Genomic DNA, 18,930 nt, shown 5'->3' on the forward strand with positions numbered 1-18,930 from the left:
AAATTAGATTAAATCCTAATTTTGCCTTCTAATTCTTCTTTATTTGTAAGTTTGCTATCAAATTTAACAACAAGATTTTTAGAGTTTTTATAAATATCTATAACCCCTAAATTTTCGCTAAAACTACTAAAATTTAAAGGTGTTTCTAAAGGTAGATAAAGGTTTTTAAAATCAGCTGGATTTTTTAAGAAAAATAATGCCACAAGCCAAATTAGAGCTAAAATCACTAAAATAATAGCTAAAAGATTTAAAGCATCTAGATGCAAAAATATCCCTCCGATAATACCACCTATAAAACTTCCGCCATATCCAAAAGCATTAAACAACCCTAATGCTGCACCTTTTTCATGAACTTTACAAAATTTTGATGCACAACTTTGCATAATGGGTTCGTGTAAATTAAAACCTATAAAAAAAATCACAACTGCCATGATAAAAAATCCCATAGAATTGCTAAAAGCAAAGAAAAGATAAGAAAGTATAAAAAAAATAATTCCTAAGAGTAGAATTTGTTTTGCCAAACCTCTTTTTTCGCCTAAACTTCCAGCAAAGCCCATAGCAATAAAACCTGCTATCATAGAAGTGCTATAAACAATCCAAAGTTTATCAGAAGCAAAGCCTAAATGTTTGACTAGAATGATAGGAATGCTTAAAAATGCTATACTCATAAGCATCTTTTGCATGAAATTAGTAAGATTCATAAGGGCTAAATTTTTTTGTTTAATAAGATGAAAAAAAGGAGTTTTTTCATTTTCATGAGTGATTTTGTTTTCTTTAGGTACAACGGTATAAAGTAAAATTATACATAAAAGAGACAAAGCCGCACTAAGATCAAAAAGGCTAGACAAACCCCATTTTGCACTCATTAAAGGAGAGATGACCATAGAAGCTGCAAAACTAAGTCCTATAAAAGAACCCATTACCGCCATGGCTTTACCGCGATTTTCTTCTGTGATAAAATCACTTATCATTGCTGTAGCCACAGCTCCAATAGCTCCTGCACCTTGGAGCATTCTTCCTAAAAGTATGGTATAAATATTTTCCGCAAAAGAGCAGATTAAAGAGCCTATTATAAAAATAATCAGTCCAATGAGCATGGTTTTTTTACGACCGATTTTATCGCTTAAAATCCCAAAAGGCATTTGTAAAATCATTTGAGTTAAAGCATAAACACCAACTAAAAGTCCCACTAAAAATTCATTAGCGCCTTCAAGTTTTAAAGCATAAAGACTTAAAACTGGCAAAACTATAAAAAGCCCAAAAAATCTTGTTCCAACTATGAAAGATAAGGGTAAGACATTATTTAGCATTATCAATTTCCTATTAAATTTGAAATTTAAATTAGGATAATTTTACTATGAAATGGATTAAGCATTGATTAACATCGTTTTATCATTTGAGATTTAAAAGCTACGCACAAGGATAAATTTTATAAAATCATATTTTTTGATATTATTTTGGAGCTTTTATTATGAAGATTATCTTAGCTACGAGCAATAAACATAAAGTTTTAGAACTTAAAGAAATTTTAAAAGATTTTGAAATTTATGCTTTTGATGAAGTTTTAACGCCTTTTGAGATTGAAGAAAACGGAAAAACTTTTAAAGAAAACGCCTTGATTAAAGCAAGAGCAGTTTTTAATGCTTTGGATGAAAAGCAAAAAAAAGATTTTATCGTTTTAAGTGATGATAGTGGCATTTGCGTAGATGTTTTAGAAGGAAATCCAGGAATTTATTCTGCTCGATTTAGCAGTCAAGGTGATGATAAAAGTAACCGCGATAAGCTTGTAAATGAAATGATAAAAAAAGGTTTTAAAGAAAGTAAAGCACATTATGTAGCCGCTATTGCTATGGTAGGTTTGATGGGGGAATTTAGCACGCATGGAACAATGTATGGAAAAGTGATTGATACAGAAAAAGGTGAAAATGGTTTTGGTTATGATAGTCTTTTTATTCCAAAGGGTTTTGATAAAACCCTAGCCCAGCTTAGCGTGGATGAGAAGAATAACATCTCTCATCGTTTTAAAGCCTTAGAGCTTGCAAAAATCATTTTAAAGATTTTGACAAAGGATAAAAAATGAAAAATTTTTTAAAATATATAGCTATTATTGTTTTAATATATGCTCTTTATGTTGGTTTGGAAACTTGGCTTTCTTAGAATAAATAGTGATTAAAAAGCTTGGTAATAAGAACAAACTTCCACTTAAAAGCAAAATCATTACAAAAACGGTTAAAATTCCAAAATAAATTGTTGGAATGAAATTGCTACTCATCATAACACTAAAACCTAAAACTATGCTAATGGTAGTATAATAAAGTGCTGAACCTATACTAAGGTGAGAAATCATAATGGCTTCTTCCAGGCTTTTGTTTTTAATTTCTTCTCTAAAACGATAAATATAATGTATAGCATCATCAACGCCTATACCTATAGCAATAGCAGCTATAGTAATACTCATCATATCCAAAGGAATACCTAAAAGTCCCATAAGAGCAAAAACCACACTTAAAGGAATAATATTTACTAATATAGCTGCAACTGAAAATTTTAAATCTCTAAAAACAATGATAAAAAGTATGAAAATAGCTAAAATTACAAATATAAGAGTATCAAATTGCGATGAAAAAAGACTTTGAAGCATATTATTATAAAGCACCATTATGCCTGTGATTTGCACTTCTACTCCATCGTTTTTTACAAGCTCGTTGAGCTGTTTTTTAAGGTCTACTAAAAACTCATTACGTCTTAAATTCGGGTCAGAATCAACAATACGCATGCTAAATCTTAACTCGTTATTTTCTATACTTACAAAAGGTGAAAGCAAGTCTTGTTTAAATTTAGCGGGTAAATTCTCGTTTAAAAACGCAAGGGCAAAATCATCTAACTCTTTTCCATCGTTGATATTTTTCCCTAGGGTTAAAAGACTATTAAGACTTAAAACCGAGCCTACAAATTCTTTGTTTTCTAAAAATTCATGAACTTTTTTTGCAATGCGTGTTTTTTTGGAGTCAAACCAATAAGTTTCTTGTGTGGCTAAATTTTCAAATTCACTTTCAAAACTATCAAGAGCATCGCTTATATTTTGATCGTTTTTATTATTTGAAAAACGAATGATCACTTCTAAAGGCAAGGTTCCGCCTAGATTTTTATCAATAACCAAAAGTCCTTTTTTGATTTCACTACCATCTTTGAAATAATTGACAAAAGAATTTTCAACTCTGAGTTTTGAAATACCTATTAAAGCTAAGATTATAGCAAGAACTGAAATTCCATAAATCATACGACGCTTTTTAGGATCAAGAGCAGTTTTAGCACAAAAGGCTAAAAGATTAAATTTAAATTCTTTTTTATGATAATTTTTTGGTTTTAAAAGAACTAAGATACTTGCTAAAAATAAATAACTAAAGATAAGAGCTAAACCTATACCTATACTCATCATAATACCAAGTTTTATGATAGGTTCGATATTTGATAGGATTAAAGAAAAAAATCCTATCATCGTTGTAACAATGGCATAAAGGCTAGGATTTGCTTTGGCTAGTAAGGTTTCAAGCACTATGCGCTCAACTTTAGCTTTTGGATAGCGTTTGCTAGTTTCTATAAAATGTGTGATTAGATGAATAACTACACTTAAGGTGATAATTAAAACTAAAGCAACGTAATTTGATGAGATAACTGTGATTTGAAAATTTAAAAGTGCAAAAACTCCACTGGCTGCACTTAAGCTTATAAAACAAATAAAAAGAGGTAAAAAAACAAAGCGCCATGAACGGAAAAAATAATACAGTGCAAGTCCTAGTAAAAATACAAGAGAAACACCATAAAGCACAAGATCAGATTTTATATAAGCTATCATATCATCAGCGATCATGCTTACGCCACCAAGATATAGCGTATCTTTATTTTTTTCATAATTTCGAACTATACTTTTAATAGTATTTAGACTTTGTTTTGTGATAACTTTTTGCTTGTCTTGATGTTTTTTTATGGCAAGACGAATTTGATCTTTTTCTTTTTCGTTAGTAGCAAGATCACGTTTTTCTATAAGTTCATTGTAAATTGTATCAGGCTTTAAATAAATAATAAGCCCTGTTACTTTTCCATCTTTTGAGATGATATTATTTTTATAAAAGGGACTATTTAAAATTTCATTTTGGGCTTTTGTGTAGTTTATATCTTGGCTTTCTATATCCGGGATATTTTTTAAAAGTTCTTTTAAATCCGTATTTTGTGAACTTTGAAGCAAAGGGGCATTGATGATACTAAAAACGCGTTCTACTAAAGGGGCTTTTTCTAATTCTTCATGAAGTTTTTTTAATTTAGCTAAATTTTCATTTGAAAAAGGTTTTTCATCATAGGGTTTGAAGGCTAAAAGTAAAAAATTATCACTTTTATAATGTTTTGAAATTTCTCTAAAAGTTTTTAAATCCGCATCATCTTCTAAAAGCAAACTTTCAGCACTTGCATCTACGCTAAGCTTAAAAGCAAAAAAGCTTAAAAACAGACATATAAACAAAGTTCCAAAAAAAGTACTTTTTGGACGAGAAATAAAAAACTTTAAAAGCTTTGCAAACATTATTCTATGACAATACTTTCAAGTTTTTGAAGCAGGGCATCAAAGCCTTGGTTGGCTAAAATATCTCCAAATTGTGATCTATAAGTTTGTACTATGCTAACGCCTAAAACATCTACATCATAAATAAGCCAGTTGTTATTATCATTGTAAAATTTAAAAATAATATTTTTTTCTTCCCCATCTACTACCATAGAAGTGGTTAAAAAATAGCGTTTTTCATTTTTTAACTCACCATTTTTAACCTTTAAAACCTGATCTTTATAAAGACTGAGTTTATCAGTAAAACTTTTTTTAAGACTTGCTTCAAAGGCTGTGGCAAATTTTTCTTGTTCTTTTGAGTTTAATTTAGAATAATTTTTTGAAAGACTGAGTTTTGCCATGAGTTTATAATCTATTATGCTATCAAAAAGTTTAAAAATTCCATCAGCAGCTTGTTTTTTGTCTTCTTTGCTATCTTGTAAAAGTTTTAAGCTTGTATCAATGTTTTTTTGCATAGTACTAGAAATTTCATCTAGCTGTAAGGCAAAAGCATTAAAAAATAAAGCCAAGATTAGAAATATTTTTTTCATTGTTTTCCTTTATTTGCTAAGTTCATTGCGTCTTTGCTCGTAAGCATCACGCAAGAATGGATATAAATTAGGCGTGTTGTGATAAATTTCATCAATTTCATCGAGCCTAAAACTAAGTTCATTACCAAATCCATAAGCACTTATAGCTATACTTGCCCAAGTAGGATCAATGTAAGCAGTAAAACTTGCATACCAAGTTGCAGGTAAAGCAAGAGTATCTCTAAGATTGCTAGGACCAAGTATAGGTAAAACGATGTGAAAACCACTTCCTACGCCCCAGTGAGCCAAAACGGTTCCTAAGTCCGCTGGATGTTTTTTAAGACCCATTTTTGATGCCACATCCATAAGTCCACCAAAGCCCATGATGGTATTGGCGGTAAATCTTTTAAATTCTTCTCCTGCATTTTCAAATTTAAATTGCAAAACATTGCCTACAAAACGCAAAGGAGCAAGTAAATTATCAAAGAAATTTCTTACTCCTAATCTTATAAATTCAGGAGTGATAGCGTTATAGCCCTTAAGAACGGGACGCAAACCATAATCATACAAAGCAATATTAAAGCTTGTCATAGCTTTGTTATATCCTGAAAGTGGATCGTTTACTTGATAGTTTTGGTATTCTTGTTCAAAATCATCTAAATTTTGTTCTTTAGCAAAAGCAAAAATAGCAAAAAAAATTAAAATAAAAGATATAAATTTTATTCTCAAACAAAAACTCCTAAAAATTTTAAAAGTAAAATTATAGCAAATTTTTAATCAAGATTTATATCCCAGTAAAAATCTACCCATTCAGTAGCTTCTTTTACTTTGAAATCAGGCTCTAAAAGAGCGGTTTTTTTGTAAAAAATGGTTGCAATTTTAAGTTCTATATGTGGAAATTTTTCAAGCAAAACTTTTTTTATTTCTGCTAAACTTTCTCCACTATCTACTATATCATCAATGAGTAAAATTTTTTTGTGCTTGCTTAAATCAGGAATGTTGAAAATTTCAATAGTATCAAGTTTTTTTGTATCATCATAATGAATTGAATTTAAGGTAAAAAGTTGTCGCGTTTTTAAAGCTACTGCTAAAGAGTGTCCTAAACTCATTCCCCCTCTTGCTATAGCTAAGAGTACATCAGGATTAAAATCTTTTTTAAGCTCTTTAGCAAGAGTCTTTACATCTTCTTTAAATTCTTCATAAGAATAAAATATCATTAATACATCCTTAATTTTATTGAAATGCAATAAGTAAAAAATTACCTAAAGATAATAAACTCAAAACTATGATGCCAAGATTGATTTTATTCCATTCACGCCTAAAAATTCTTACAAGCAAATAAGAAAGAAATCCAAAAGCAAAACCTGTCGTAATAGAATAAGTAAAAGGCATCATAGTAATAGTAAAAAAACTTGCTACAGCTATGGCACTATCTTTAAAATCTATATTTTTTACTTCCATAAACATTAAAATTCCTACTATAACAAGTACAGGATATATTGCATTAGCAGGAATACTTTTAAAAAGTGGTAGTAAAAAAAGTGTAAAAGTAAAACAAATAGCCACAACTAAAGTTGTAAGACCAGTTCTTCCGCCACTTTCAACTCCTGTAGTGCTTTCAACAAAAGCAGTAACTGTAGAAGTTCCTGTTATGGCTCCTAAAGCTGAACTTGTTGCATCTGCCATTAAAGTTTTGCTTAGTTTTTTTTCTCCATTTTTTGGATTATCAAAAATTTTTCCTCTTTCGCCTACGCCTGTGATAGTTCCTATACTATCAAAAAGTTGAGTGATAAAAAAAGTTAAAATTATAGGTATCATTGTGACATTTAAAGCACTTTTTATATCAAGTTGTAAAAAAATAGTCCCTAAACCATTTTCCACGTTAAAATTTGGTAAAGAAAGAATTTGTTCAGGAAAGTTTGCATTATCCAAATGAAAAGTCCAAGCGATAATAGAACTTGCTAATACTCCTAAAATGAAAGCTCCACGAAGTTTTATAGCCCAAAAAAATATGATCAAAGCTAGGGTGAAAATTCCAAAAAGTACATGGGGGCTTTTAAAATTTCCTATACTGACTAAAGTATCCTTGCTATATGCTATTATACCCATTTGACTTAAGCCTAAAAATGCTATAAAACAGCCTATGCCTGCACAAATTGCAAGGCGTAAATCTTTAGGGATGTTGCGGATTACCCAAAGGCGGAATTTAGTAAAAGAAAGTACAAGAAAAATAATACTTGAGATAAAAACAGCTCCTAAAGCACTTTGCCAAGGTATATTTTGACCTAAGCAAACTGCGAAGGTAAAATAAGCATTTAGGCCCATTCCAACGCTCATTGCCACTGGGGTATTTGAAAAAAAAGCGTTAAAAGCACTTGCGATAATAGTGATTAAGGTTGTAGCGACTATTAGAGCTTCTATGGGCATGCCTGTATTGCTAACTATGGCTGAATTTACAGGAATAATATAAACCATAGCTAAAAAAGTAGTAAGTCCTGCTATAATTTCAGTTTTTAAACTTGTGCCGTTTTCCTTAAGTTTAAAAAAGTCCATATATTCTCCTTAATAGGTTTTTAGTTCGTTATAAAGACTATCGCGTTCAACAGGAATAAGATTTGAAGTTTTTATCATATCAATAAAAGTTTTTAAGCTTGTGCCTTTAGCAGACTTTGCACCACCTGCACTTTGTATACTTTCTTTTTCTATGGTGCCATCTAAATCATTTGCACCAAATTCTTGTGCCACCATAGCTAAATTTAAGGTCATTGTTGCCCAGTAAGCTTTAATATTTTTTATATTATCAAGCACTAAACGAGCAATGGCTATGGTTTTTAAAATTTCTTCACTATCCATAATTTTATCAGTTTGTATAAAACTATTATCTCTTTGCCAAACTAGGGGAATAAAAGCATTAAATCCACCTGTTTGATCTTGAAGATCGCGTAGTCTTAACATATGATCAATTCTATGATGTCTTTCTTCTATGTGTCCAAAAAGCATAGTAGCATTACTTTGCTTGCCTTTTTCATGCCAAAGTTTATGAATTTTAAGCCAATTTTCACTGCTAACTTTTCCATGACAAATTTTTTTACGCACTTCTTCATCAAAAATTTCAGCTCCACCACCAGGCATGGAATCAACGCCATATTCAAGCATTTTTTCTATCACTTCTTCATAGCTCATTTTAAAACGACGATGTAAAAAATCAATCTCAGCAGCAGTCATAGCTTTTATGTGAAGATTAGGATATTTTTCTTTTATCATTTTAAAAATTTCTAAATACCATTGCCAAGTTGTATCTTTGTTGTGAGCTGAAACGATATGTACTTCTTTGGTTTCTCGTTTTACGGTTTCATCAACAATTTTCATGATTTCTTTATGAGTCATCAAATAAGGATTAGGATTTTTGCGGTGTGCTGAAAAGGCGCAAAATTTACAAGTATCTGCACAAATATTAGTTGGATTGATATGGCGATTGATATTAAAATAGACTTTTTTTCCGTGGAGTTTAGAGCGTTTTTTATGCGCGTATTTACCTAAGGTAAAAAGATCTAGATCCCAAAGTGCATTGGCTTCTTCTTGGCTTAATCTTTCTTCGTTTTCTAGTTTTGTGATTAAAGTTTTCATTTGATTTTACTCTTTATTATTTTTAAATAAAGCATTATAATTTTTGCTTACTGAAAAAGAGTTTATAGAAAAAGCCAAAATAAAAGATATTTTTGTTAAGATTATTATTAAAATATTAAAATTTAAAGAGAGTAGAAATTTTGTTAAATAAAGAATTAGAAATTTTTAAAAAAAATCTTAGTTCCTATACTCAAAGTTGTAGAAAATTTTTTCTTAAGCAAGGGGCGTTTAGCTTATATCATTCTAAAAATATGGATAATTTTATAAAAAAAGCTTATGATATAGTTCTTAAAGATTATTTTGATGATTTTTTGCCGCCAAGCGATAATATCCCTTTTTGTGTTTTAGCAAGCAAAGCATATGCAAATAATAGTCTTTGTTTTAATGAAAGTATTTCTTTGATTTTTGTTTATAAAGATATTAAGGCTTTTCATTTAAAACCTATGATTAAGGCTTTTATCGAAATTTTAAATGATGCGCGTTTGCAAATAGATTCTGTTATTTTAGAATTTAACGGGCTTTATAATGCTAGAAATGAACTTAAAACTTCTATAATACAAACTCGTTTTATATGTGGATCTAGGATTTTATTTAAAGGGATTAAGACGAAATTTGAGAGTATTTTAAAAGAAAATAAAAATGATTTTGCCAAGCTTTTACTAGAAAATTTTAAAGAATTTGATATTCCATTTATAAAGCAAGAATTTAATATCTTAAAAGATTTTGGAGGATTAAATCATTTAAGATCCTTAGAGAGTTTGCTTGTTCTTTTTAAGACTTCTCCAAAAAATTATGCTTTAAATTTTATAGATGAAAAAAATTTAAGCGAGTTGCGTTTAGCTGGAGATTTTTTACTTTCTTTAAAATCAGCGATGAATTTATTAAGTGCTAAAGATGAGGATGAGTTTTTACTTATTAATGTTCATGATTTGAGTGAATTAATGTATAAAAAAGCTAAAAAACATTTTGGAGCAAATGAGTTGTTGGTTCAAAAAGCTTTGCAAAGTATGCATACTATAGGTTTTTATACGCACTTTTTAGCAAAGCAAATTCAAGATGGATTAAATCATACTCTTAAGCAAGAATATAAATTTAAAACTCTTGTGGAAGTTTTAGAATACTTATTAAAATTTGAAGATAAACAGGTTATTTTCGATCTTAACTTGGTTTTTGCTCTAAGAAGATTGAAATACGGTAAAAAAGATATAGAAAAAGCTTTAATACTTTTTAAGAAAATTTTTTATAAAAGGCATAGTTTTTGTGTTTTAAAACTTTTGCTTGATAGTGGAATTCTAAAAGATTTATGCAAGCCTTTTTGGACAGTTCGTTTTTTAAGCGATGAAGAGGGAAATTATAGTTTTGATGAGCAAGTTTTTCTTATGTTAAGTGAATTTGAAAAATACGAAGATAAACTTAAGATACTCCAAAAACTTAAAACCGATGAAAAAATGATTTTAAAGCTTGTAATACTTTTAAGCGCTATAGAAAGTGAAAATGAAATTTCTTTAGCAAGTATATATAGATCGTATTGCTCTAAATTTGATTTAAAAAATGAAATTTTAGAATGGGGTCTTAAGATATTTAAAAATAATAACGCTTTAAAAGATCTTGTAGAAAAAGAAGATATATATAATCCTATTGTTATAAGCAGTCTAGTTTCTAAATTAGAAAATTTAGAAAATTTAGAACTTTTATATACTCTAACTTGGTTAAAGGCTAAGGCTTTAAATTATAATGCTTTTTATTTTAGAGTTCTTGATAAGCTTTTAGAAAATGCAAAACAAGGCTTTGAAGATGAAAATTTACTTGAAGAAAGTGCAAGAAGGGTAAAAAAAGAATTGACACTTAAAAGAAGTAAGATTTTTTTGGAACAAGATGAAATTTTACAAGATAAAATCATACATATCAAATCAAATCTTTTTATTATAAAAAATACTTTTGAAGACATTGTTATGATTTCTAAACTAGCTAAAGAAAATGACTTTAAATTTTGGTTTAGTAATGAAACAAATCTTAGTTTGCAAATTGTTGCGCCACTTCATTTTAATATTGCCATTATTTTAAGTTCTTTAACAAATTTAAATCTTATTTTTATGAATTTTTTTGAACTTTTTGATGATAAAATTTATTTAAGGTTTGAATATGACAATATTATCAGTGATGAGCAAAAACTAAAACTTTGCGAGCTTTTAAATTCAAATCTTTCTGGTTTTAATTTGAAAAAAATTAAAAAGCCAATCATTAAAAAAGATGAGTTAAAATTAGACTTAAATTATTCCAAAATGTATGCTAAATTAGGCCTTAATACCAAAGATCAGCAGGGTTTAATGGCGTATTTGATGAATGTTTTTAATGAACTTGAACTTGTTTTATGCACAGCAAAAATTCAAACCATAAGACAAAGGACGCGTAATATTTTTATTTTTCAAAAGAATGAAAAATTAGAACATAGCGAGCAAAGCGAGCAAAAGTTAGTTAATTTATTAATAAGTGAGTAAAAAATGTGTGGAATCGTAGGTTATATAGGAAATAATGAAAAAAAACAAATTATACTAAATGGACTTAAAGAATTAGAATATCGTGGTTATGATAGTGCAGGTATGGCAGTGATGCAAGAAGGAGAGCTTAGTTTTTTTAAAGCTGTAGGAAAGCTTGAAAATTTAGCTAATAAATGCATAGATTTTAAAAGTCAAGGTTATGGTTTTGCTATAGGTCATACAAGATGGGCAACTCATGGAAAACCTACTGAAATTAATGCACATCCTCATTTAGGACAGTATTCTTGTGTGATTCATAATGGTATTATAGAAAATTATAAAGAGATTAAAGATAAGCTTGAAAAAGAAGGTATAGGTTTTTTAAGTCAAACTGATACTGAGGTTATTGTTCAGCTTTTTGAATTTTATGCAGAACAAATGGAGGTTTTTGAGGCTTGGCAAAAAACTATTAAAGAACTTCGTGGTGCTTTTGCAACTTTATTGGTAACAAAAAAAGATCCAAACCATGTATATTTTGCTAAAAATGCTGCTCCTTTGATTGTTGGTAAAAATGCAAATAAAGAATGGTATTTTTCTTCGGGTGATGCACCTTTGATAGGAAATTGCGATGAGGTAATGTATCTTGAGGATTTAAGTTTAGGGTATGCGGGCAAAGATGAGCTTGTCGTTTATGAAAATGGTATCTTAAAGCAACTTTGTTTTTCTAAGCTTTCAGGTGATAAAGCTTATGCAAAAAAAGATGGCTTTCGCTTTTTTATGGAAAAAGAAATTTATGAACAAAGCCGTGTGATGAGTGAAGTTTTAATGGGACGTATTCAAGGCGATGAGGTTGTTTTTGATGAGTTAAACAATGAAAATTTAAGTCAAGTAGATGAAGTCACACTTTGTGCTTGCGGAACAAGTTATCATGCTGCAATGGCAAGCGTTTACTTGTTTGAAAGAATTGCCAAGGTTAAGGCTAAAGTAGAAATCGCTAGTGAATTTCGCTACCGTGAAGCGATTGTAAAAAAAGATTCTTTATTTATTGTTATTTCCCAAAGTGGTGAAACGGCTGATACTTTAGAGGCTTTAAAAATTGCAAAAGAGCAGAGTGCTAAAACTTTTGCAATTTGCAATGTAGATAATTCTAATATAGTGCGTTTAGCACATTTAAGCCTCTTAACTCGTGCAGGCATAGAAAAAGGAGTTGCTTCAACTAAAGCTTTTGCAACTCAAGTTTTAACGCTTTGGATGCTTGCTATTTTTATGGCACAAAAAAGAAATTTAAATGTTTCTGCTGAAATTAAAGCGCTTTTACATACTCCAAACTGTGTGAGTGTAAAACAGGCCTTACATGAAAAAATTCATCGTTTATCTAAGCGTTATTTAGATGGACATGGTTTTTTCTTTATAGGTAGAGATGTGTTTTATCCTTTGGCTTTGGAGGGAGCTTTAAAACTTAAAGAGTTATCTTATTTGCATGCTGAGGGCTATCCTGCTGGAGAGATGAAACATGGCCCTATTGCTTTAGCTGATTCTAAGCTTTATACCATAGCTTTAATGCCAAAGCATATGCTTTATGAAAAGACAAAATCAAATGTTGAAGAGCTTATTGCTAGAGATTCTACAGTACTTAGTATTTCGCCTTTAGAATTTGATTTGAGTGATGATTTTATAAAAACCAATGAGCAAGATCATTATATGTGTGAATTTTTTGAAATGATGGTAATTACTCAACTTTTAGCGATGGAAATTTCCATAAGACTTGGTAATGATGTGGATATGCCAAGAAATTTGGCTAAAAGCGTAACAGTGGAATAATCCGTGCAGTTTAAATAAACTGCACATAACTTTCAAATACTTCAAAAAATATAAATAAATTTTAAATTATAAGCTAACTTTATGCTTATTTTTGTTTAAATAATTCTAACAATATTTCTAGAAAGGAAATACTATGGAATACAGAGTTGAACACGATACCATGGGTGAAGTTAAGGTCCCAAATGACAAATATTGGGGAGCTCAAACTGAAAGAAGTTTTGAAAATTTCAAAATCGGTTGTGAGAAAATGCCAAAGGTTTTAATCTATGCTTTTGCAAATCTTAAAAAATCTTTAGCTTTAGTCAATAACAAACTTAGAAAACTTGATGATGCTAAGAAAAATGCTATAGTTCAAGCTTGCGATGAGATTATCGTAGGTAAATTTGATGATAATTTTCCACTTGCGATTTGGCAAACGGGTTCAGGCACACAAAGCAATATGAATATGAATGAAGTTATTGCAAATCGTGCTACTGAAATTATGGGCGGGGATTTTCGCAAAGAAAAGCTTGTACATCCAAATGATCATGTTAATATGAGTCAAAGTTCTAATGATACTTTCCCAACTGCTATGAGTATCGTTGCAGTTGAGCAAGTAGAGAAAAAGCTTATCCCTGCGCTTGATGAGCTTATTGCAACTTTTGAAAAAAAAGTAAAAGAATTTGATGGTATTATCAAGATAGGACGCACGCATTTACAAGATGCTACGCCACTTACTCTAGCGCAAGAATTTAGTGGATATCTTTCTATGCTTTTGCATTCAAAAGAGCAAATCATCGCTTCTTTGCCAACTTTAAGAGAACTTGCCATAGGAGGAACCGCAGTAGGAACAGGGCTTAATGCACATCCAGAATTAAGCCAAAAAGTAAGTGAAGAGCTAACTCAACTTATAGGTACGAAATTTGTTTCAAGTCCAAATAAATTTCATGCTTTAACAAGTCATGATGCGATTAATTTCACTCATGGTGCGATGAAAGGTTTGGCTGCAAATTTAATGAAAATTGCAAATGATATTAGATGGCTAGCTTCAGGTCCAAGATGCGGTCTTGGTGAGCTTATCATCCCTGAAAATGAACCAGGAAGTTCGATCATGCCAGGTAAAGTAAATCCTACCCAGTGCGAAGCTATTACTATGGTTGCTGTACAAGTGATGGGAAATGATGCAGCTATCGGATTTGCAGCGAGCCAAGGAAATTTTGAACTTAATGTTTTTAAGCCTGTGATTATTTATAATTTCTTGCAAAGTCTTGATTTATTGGCTGATTCTATGCATTCATTCAATATTCATTGTGCTGTAGGCATAGAACCAAATCGTGCAAAAATCGATCATAATCTTCACAATTCTTTAATGCTAGTTACTGCTCTAAATCCACACATAGGTTATGAAAACGCTGCTAAAGTAGCCAAAAATGCACATAAAAAAGGTATTTCTTTAAAAGAAAGCGCAATGGAGCTTGGTTTGGTTAGTGAAGAAGATTTCAATAAATTTGTTGATCCTACTAAAATGATAGGCCCAAAAGCCTAGGTCATAAAGCTTGCCTTTTTTAAGGCAAGTTAAATTAAATTCTTATCTTTTAAAATCACATACATTCTTAAAGTTGATACAAAAAAGGTTAAAATCGCAGGACCTAATATAATACCCCAAAAACCAAAGGTTGAAATTCCTGCTATCATAGCTAGGAAAATTAAAAGCTCATTGATTTTAGTAGGGGTTTTTACAAGTTTTTTGTTGATCCATTTGATGATTAAAGGTTTGATTAAAGTGTCTGCTATAAAAGAAATTACAATTACAGAATAAATAAAAATAACAAGAGCTGAGTTAAGATTATTTGAGGCAAATTCATAAAGACTTACAGGCACATAAATTAAAGCACCTCCTATAGCAGGTATGAGAGAACTTACAGCAAAAATTACTCCCATTAAAATTCCATCATAACCATAAAACATTGTAATTAAACCAAAAAGTGCACCTTGAAATATTGCTACAATGACCATAGAGTAAAGTACAACAGCCATAACATTACCCACTTCGCTTAAAACATCATCGAGTTCTTTTTTATCAATAGGAATGATGGATTTAAGATAGATAACAAGTTCTGTTCCATATAAATTTGCAAAGAAATAAAATATACAAATTAAAACCATATCTATAAGAAATTTAGCCCCTGATTTTGTAAAACTTGAAGCATAACTTAAAATTTGTTTAGAAATACTATTTAAATCTATAGAAGCTAAAAATTCTTTAATTTTGGGTTCTAAAAAACTAAAACTTTCAGGTAAGATAAATTGATAGTTTTTTACGTAATTAAGTGTTTGTGTAACTAAATTAATATCGAAATTTTTTAGAGCTTTGGCAAGTTCTATCATAGCATAAACAAATGGCGTAAAAAAAAGCAAAACCATGCAAGCTGTTGTAAGAATGGAAGCTAGAAATTTATGTCCTTTAGTCAGGTTTAAAAATTTTGCATTAATATTTGAGGTGGCTACTGCCATTAAACTAGCTATAATGATCACTAGCAAAAAGCCCTTGAAAAGATAAAGCAAAAGAAATAAAATAACCAAAATAAAGCTTATAAGAAAGAATTTCCCATTTTGCAAAATTTACTCCTCAAACAAAGTTTTTTCATAGTTTAATTTTAAGGCGTTATAGCTTTTTGTACTTGCTATACGTCCTTTTGCGGTGCGTTCTATGTAACCATTAGCTAATAAATAAGGCTCGATCACATCTTCTATGGTATTTTCATCTTCGCTTAAAGCCGCGGCAATGCTTGCAAGCCCGATAGGTTTTTGTTTAGCGGCAGTTAAAAGCTCAAGATATCTTAAATCCATCGCATCAAAACCAAGTTCATTAACTCCTAAAGAATTTAAAGCTTCATTGGCTCTTTTTTCCATAATGATTTCTTCATCATTGACGTCAGCGAAATCTCTTACTCTTTTTAAAAGCCTTAGAGCTATCCTAGGAGTAGAGCGACTTCTTTTGGCTATTTCAAGAGCAGCTTTTTCTTCGCAAGTTTTACCAAGTTTTAAAGCCGCTTTTTGCAAGATGAGAGCGAGTTCGCTATCTTTATAAAATTCTAATCTAAATTGCATACCAAAACGATCACGTAAAGGATTGCTAAGCATACCCGCACGTGTTGTAGCACCTATGAGGGTAAATTTAGGCAAATCAATTTTTATAGTTTGAGCAGCAGGACCGCTACCTATGATGATATCAAGGCGGTAATCTTCCATTGCAGGGTAAAGCACTTCTTCAATTGCAGGGCTTAAACGATGAATTTCATCGATAAAAAGTATATCTCCTTCACTAAGATTGGTTAAAATGGCCGCTAAATCTCCACTTTTTTCTATCATAGGAGCGGCAGTTGTTTTGATATTTGCACTCATTTCATAGGAGATGATGTTAGCCAGTGTTGTTTTTCCAAGTCCTGCAGGACCGCTAAAAAGTATGTGATCCAAACATTCGTTGCGTTTTTTAGCTGCTGCTATAAAGACGTTTAAATTTTTTTTAATATTTTCTTGACCTATATAACCATCAAAATTTGAAGGACGCAATGAGGTTTCGTAAGTTTCATCAAAGGAATATTTTTCTATTTCTACTATTCTATCCATATCTTTACTTGTATTTTGGAAAAATTAAAATAAGATTTTAGCTAAAATTTGCTAGAATTTACATTAAACTTTAATGATTATGGTTTAAAAATGGGAATTTTAACAAAATTAGAATTAGACTATGAAATCGATGATATAGAGAAATTTTTACAATTTTTTAGAACCATGTGTGATAAGTTTGAACCTTTAATCATCAAACTTGGAAGTGATAGTGTGCGTTATAAAGAAGCCATAAAAGAGCTTGAAACCTTAGCACACAATACCGCTTGGGCAGCAAGACGCTTAAATCTTGAGGAAGTGACGGATTTTTGCGTATTTTGCGAAGAGATGATGGTACAAGCAAATCGTTTTAATGGGCCTGCTAGTGATGAATTTACGGATTGGATGCTTTTAATGAGCGATCAATTTGAAAAATATTGTCGTTCGTATGAAAATGATGATTCTGTTTTAGCGGTTTTTAATCCTTTAATTGTTAATGTTCCAAATATTATTTCTAAATAAGGGAGCGACTTGGCTTCGACAGGAGTAAGTCTGCTTAGATGGCATGTCGCTTTGGGCAAAGCGTAAAAAGCCCAAATAAAATTAAACGCAAACAACGTTAAATTCGCTCCTGCTTACGCTAAAGCTGCGTAAGTTCAGTTGAGCCCGAAATTTAAGTCATACTATCTAGCTTAATTTTCGGTCATTTTTGATAGTGTAGCCTTGCGTTTGACAAGCGTTGAGGTGAAATATAAAGTCTTAGCCTTGCTTTTAAGTTTTGGAAGATGAGCGAAGTAGGGTGAAGTAGTCATCTTTGCTAAGCATGTAGAGGTCTTTGTGGGATTATTTTTGGACAGGGGTTCGATTCCCCTCGCTTCCACCATCACGATAATTTTAAGTAAATCATAAGTTTATTTCAAATTTTAGAATTTTTTATATGAAGTTAAGAACGATTTATTACCCTTAAAACTTTGATATATTAAGTTTTATAATTTTTCATTAAAATTTATAGTTTTATTTTTAAGCTTATTTTTATGGGGGGTATAATTTTTCCTTCGGTTTAAATTTATTAAAGGAGAAATTTATGAAGAAAAATGCTTCGAGCAAGATATTGCTAAGTCTAGGTGTAGCAACTTTGCTTTATTCAGGTGCTTTTGCAGTAGATATTAATTTTAACAACCAAGAAGATTTAAAAGCAAATTTTAATATCGACGAAAAAGAAAATGTTGCTACTTTTAAAAATGAAAATTACAAAAATCAAGATATAACTTTTAAAATTAATACTTCAGCTTTTGATGATGCCCCTGAAGATACTAAAATCAACATTGATTTAGGTAATAATTCTTTAACTTTAGAAAATACTAGAAATAGTAGTGGTGAAACTGCTGCTTTAGTAAGAAATTTCAATGTAAATGCGAAAGATTTTAAAACTACTGATATAGGACTTAATTATTATAATGCAGGAACTATCAATGCTAATTTTACAATGGTAGGCTCAGGTGATGATTTTGATCTTGATAATATAGATAAAAATAAAGCTTCATCTTTGTTAATTTTTAATGGTAGTAGAGAAAATACTAACGATACTGTAAATGGTAGTTTAACTGTAAATGGAGACTTTAGCGCAACAAATAGTGCTATTGTTTCAATGAAAAGCGATACTTTTAAAGTCAATGGAACAGCAACGATTGAAAAATCAGGTCTTGGATTTTTATCTCAATCTTATTCTAATTTAGATGTAAATGATTTTATTGCTTTAAGAGCAAAAGACATAAAAACAGATAAGCTTAATGATGAAACTAACGCAGGAGCTTTGATTTTAAAAAGTGCAAGCTCTTATATAGATGAAAGCTTGCTTAATGGCGATGATTATGTTGCCTCTCTTGATGTTACAGCTGAAGATAATAAGTATGGCGGTGCCTTTGTAGATTATAAACTTAGCCTTAAAAACTGCGGTGGTGATAAATGCTTAGTAATCAATGGAGGTGCTACTGCAGCGGCTAAAAAATTAACTAATCAAATCGCAGTAGATCTTGAAGCTATTGATAGAATTGTAAAAGGTTTAGATAATGAGCAAGCCAAAGAAACCCTTGAAAAACAAAAAGTTGAACTTGAAAAACTCAAACAAGAAGCTGAGAAAAACGGCGGTAAAATCGATGATGAAAAATACATTGATTTAGTAAATAAAAATTCAAATTTAAATCTTAGTGCTAATGATAAAGCTTCTATCCTAGCACTTCGTTCTATCACAGAACAGTTAGGAAGTATAGGAGCAGATTTAGCAAGTAGAGAA

14 protein-coding genes, 1 other RNA gene and 1 pseudogene are annotated in these 18,930 nt (G+C 30.5%); 7 read left to right on the top strand and 9 right to left on the bottom strand.

The window, feature by feature from the left end; genetic code table 11:
* Nucleotides 1-8: 8 nt before the first annotated feature.
* Nucleotides 9-1,310, bottom strand: coding sequence for an MFS transporter (locus tag ACOTU8_RS04170; protein WP_422341915.1), 1,302 nt, complete (start codon nucleotides 1,308-1,310; stop codon nucleotides 9-11).
* A gap of 161 nt (nucleotides 1,311-1,471) precedes the next feature.
* Here ACOTU8_RS04170 and rdgB point away from each other — a divergent pair, with 161 nt between their 5' ends.
* Nucleotides 1,472-2,080: an RdgB/HAM1 family non-canonical purine NTP pyrophosphatase gene (gene rdgB, locus ACOTU8_RS04175; protein WP_422341916.1), complete on the top strand. Its 609-nt coding sequence runs from the start codon at nucleotides 1,472-1,474 to the stop codon at nucleotides 2,078-2,080.
* A 24-nt stretch (nucleotides 2,081-2,104) separates the two neighbouring features.
* Here the strand turns inward: rdgB and ACOTU8_RS04180 are convergent, their stop codons facing one another.
* Genes ACOTU8_RS04180 through mqnE form a run of 6 tightly spaced genes read right to left on the bottom strand, consistent with a single transcriptional unit; the run spans nucleotide 2,105 to nucleotide 8,751 of the window.
* The gene (locus ACOTU8_RS04180; protein ID WP_422341917.1) at nucleotides 2,105-4,576 is read right to left on the bottom strand and encodes an efflux RND transporter permease subunit; all 2,472 of its coding nucleotides are present in this window, start codon (nucleotides 4,574-4,576) and stop codon (nucleotides 2,105-2,107) included.
* Entirely contained in the window at nucleotides 4,576-5,145 is a 570-nt protein-coding gene (locus ACOTU8_RS04185) for an ABC transporter substrate-binding protein (RefSeq protein ID WP_422341918.1), read from the bottom strand. The genes ACOTU8_RS04180 and ACOTU8_RS04185 overlap by 1 nt, the downstream gene beginning before the upstream one ends.
* A 9-nt stretch (nucleotides 5,146-5,154) precedes the next feature.
* Nucleotides 5,155-5,853: an MlaA family lipoprotein gene (locus ACOTU8_RS04190; RefSeq protein WP_422341919.1), complete on the bottom strand. Its 699-nt coding sequence runs from the start codon at nucleotides 5,851-5,853 to the stop codon at nucleotides 5,155-5,157.
* 44 nt (nucleotides 5,854-5,897) lie between these two features.
* Entirely contained in the window at nucleotides 5,898-6,341 is a 444-nt protein-coding gene (locus ACOTU8_RS04195) for a phosphoribosyltransferase (protein ID WP_422341920.1), read from the bottom strand.
* Nucleotides 6,342-6,357: 16 nt separating this feature from the next.
* Nucleotides 6,358-7,677, bottom strand: a complete 1,320-nt coding sequence (locus ACOTU8_RS04200) for an NCS2 family permease (RefSeq protein WP_422341921.1) — start codon at nucleotides 7,675-7,677, stop codon at nucleotides 6,358-6,360.
* 9 nt (nucleotides 7,678-7,686) lie between these two features.
* The gene (mqnE, locus tag ACOTU8_RS04205) at nucleotides 7,687-8,751 is read right to left on the bottom strand and encodes an aminofutalosine synthase MqnE (RefSeq protein WP_422341922.1); all 1,065 of its coding nucleotides are present in this window, start codon (nucleotides 8,749-8,751) and stop codon (nucleotides 7,687-7,689) included.
* A gap of 140 nt (nucleotides 8,752-8,891) precedes the next feature.
* On the opposite strand from mqnE, the gene ACOTU8_RS04210 reads away from it, so the two are divergent.
* The 3 genes from ACOTU8_RS04210 (at nucleotide 8,892) to fumC (ending at nucleotide 14,574) form a co-directional block, all read left to right on the top strand.
* The gene (locus ACOTU8_RS04210) at nucleotides 8,892-11,249 is read left to right on the top strand and encodes a nucleotidyltransferase (RefSeq protein WP_422341923.1); all 2,358 of its coding nucleotides are present in this window, start codon (nucleotides 8,892-8,894) and stop codon (nucleotides 11,247-11,249) included.
* A gap of 3 nt (nucleotides 11,250-11,252) precedes the next feature.
* A complete protein-coding gene (gene glmS, locus ACOTU8_RS04215) occupies nucleotides 11,253-13,049 on the top strand; it encodes a glutamine--fructose-6-phosphate transaminase (isomerizing) (protein WP_422341924.1) in 1,797 nt (598 codons plus the stop codon).
* A 133-nt stretch (nucleotides 13,050-13,182) separates the two neighbouring features.
* On the top strand, nucleotides 13,183-14,574 hold the full coding sequence (gene fumC, locus ACOTU8_RS04220; RefSeq protein WP_422341925.1) for a class II fumarate hydratase: 1,392 nt from the start codon (nucleotides 13,183-13,185) through the stop codon (nucleotides 14,572-14,574).
* A 29-nt stretch (nucleotides 14,575-14,603) separates the two neighbouring features.
* Here fumC and amaA read toward each other — a convergent pair whose 3' ends face one another.
* Nucleotides 14,604-15,647 (bottom strand): AI-2E family transporter, encoded by a 1,044-nt coding sequence (gene amaA / locus ACOTU8_RS04225; RefSeq protein WP_422341926.1) that lies wholly within the window; start codon nucleotides 15,645-15,647, stop codon nucleotides 14,604-14,606.
* A 3-nt stretch (nucleotides 15,648-15,650) separates the two neighbouring features.
* Nucleotides 15,651-16,658, bottom strand: a complete 1,008-nt coding sequence (gene ruvB, locus ACOTU8_RS04230; protein ID WP_422341927.1) for a Holliday junction branch migration DNA helicase RuvB — start codon at nucleotides 16,656-16,658, stop codon at nucleotides 15,651-15,653.
* A 90-nt stretch (nucleotides 16,659-16,748) separates the two neighbouring features.
* On the opposite strand from ruvB, the gene ACOTU8_RS04235 reads away from it, so the two are divergent.
* The 3 genes and pseudogenes from ACOTU8_RS04235 to ACOTU8_RS04245 form a co-directional block, all read left to right on the top strand.
* The gene (locus tag ACOTU8_RS04235) at nucleotides 16,749-17,159 is read left to right on the top strand and encodes a histidine phosphotransferase (RefSeq protein ID WP_422341928.1); all 411 of its coding nucleotides are present in this window, start codon (nucleotides 16,749-16,751) and stop codon (nucleotides 17,157-17,159) included.
* Nucleotides 17,160-17,520, top strand: a transfer-messenger RNA (tmRNA) gene (ssrA, locus tag ACOTU8_RS04240).
* A 201-nt stretch (nucleotides 17,521-17,721) separates the two neighbouring features.
* Nucleotides 17,722-18,930, top strand: a pseudogene (locus ACOTU8_RS04245) (autotransporter outer membrane beta-barrel domain-containing protein); the annotation flags it as partial.

Origin of the sequence: Campylobacter jejuni, assembly GCF_049221745.1 — a bacterium.
GTDB classification, from domain to species: domain Bacteria; phylum Campylobacterota; class Campylobacteria; order Campylobacterales; family Campylobacteraceae; genus Campylobacter_D; species Campylobacter_D jejuni_E.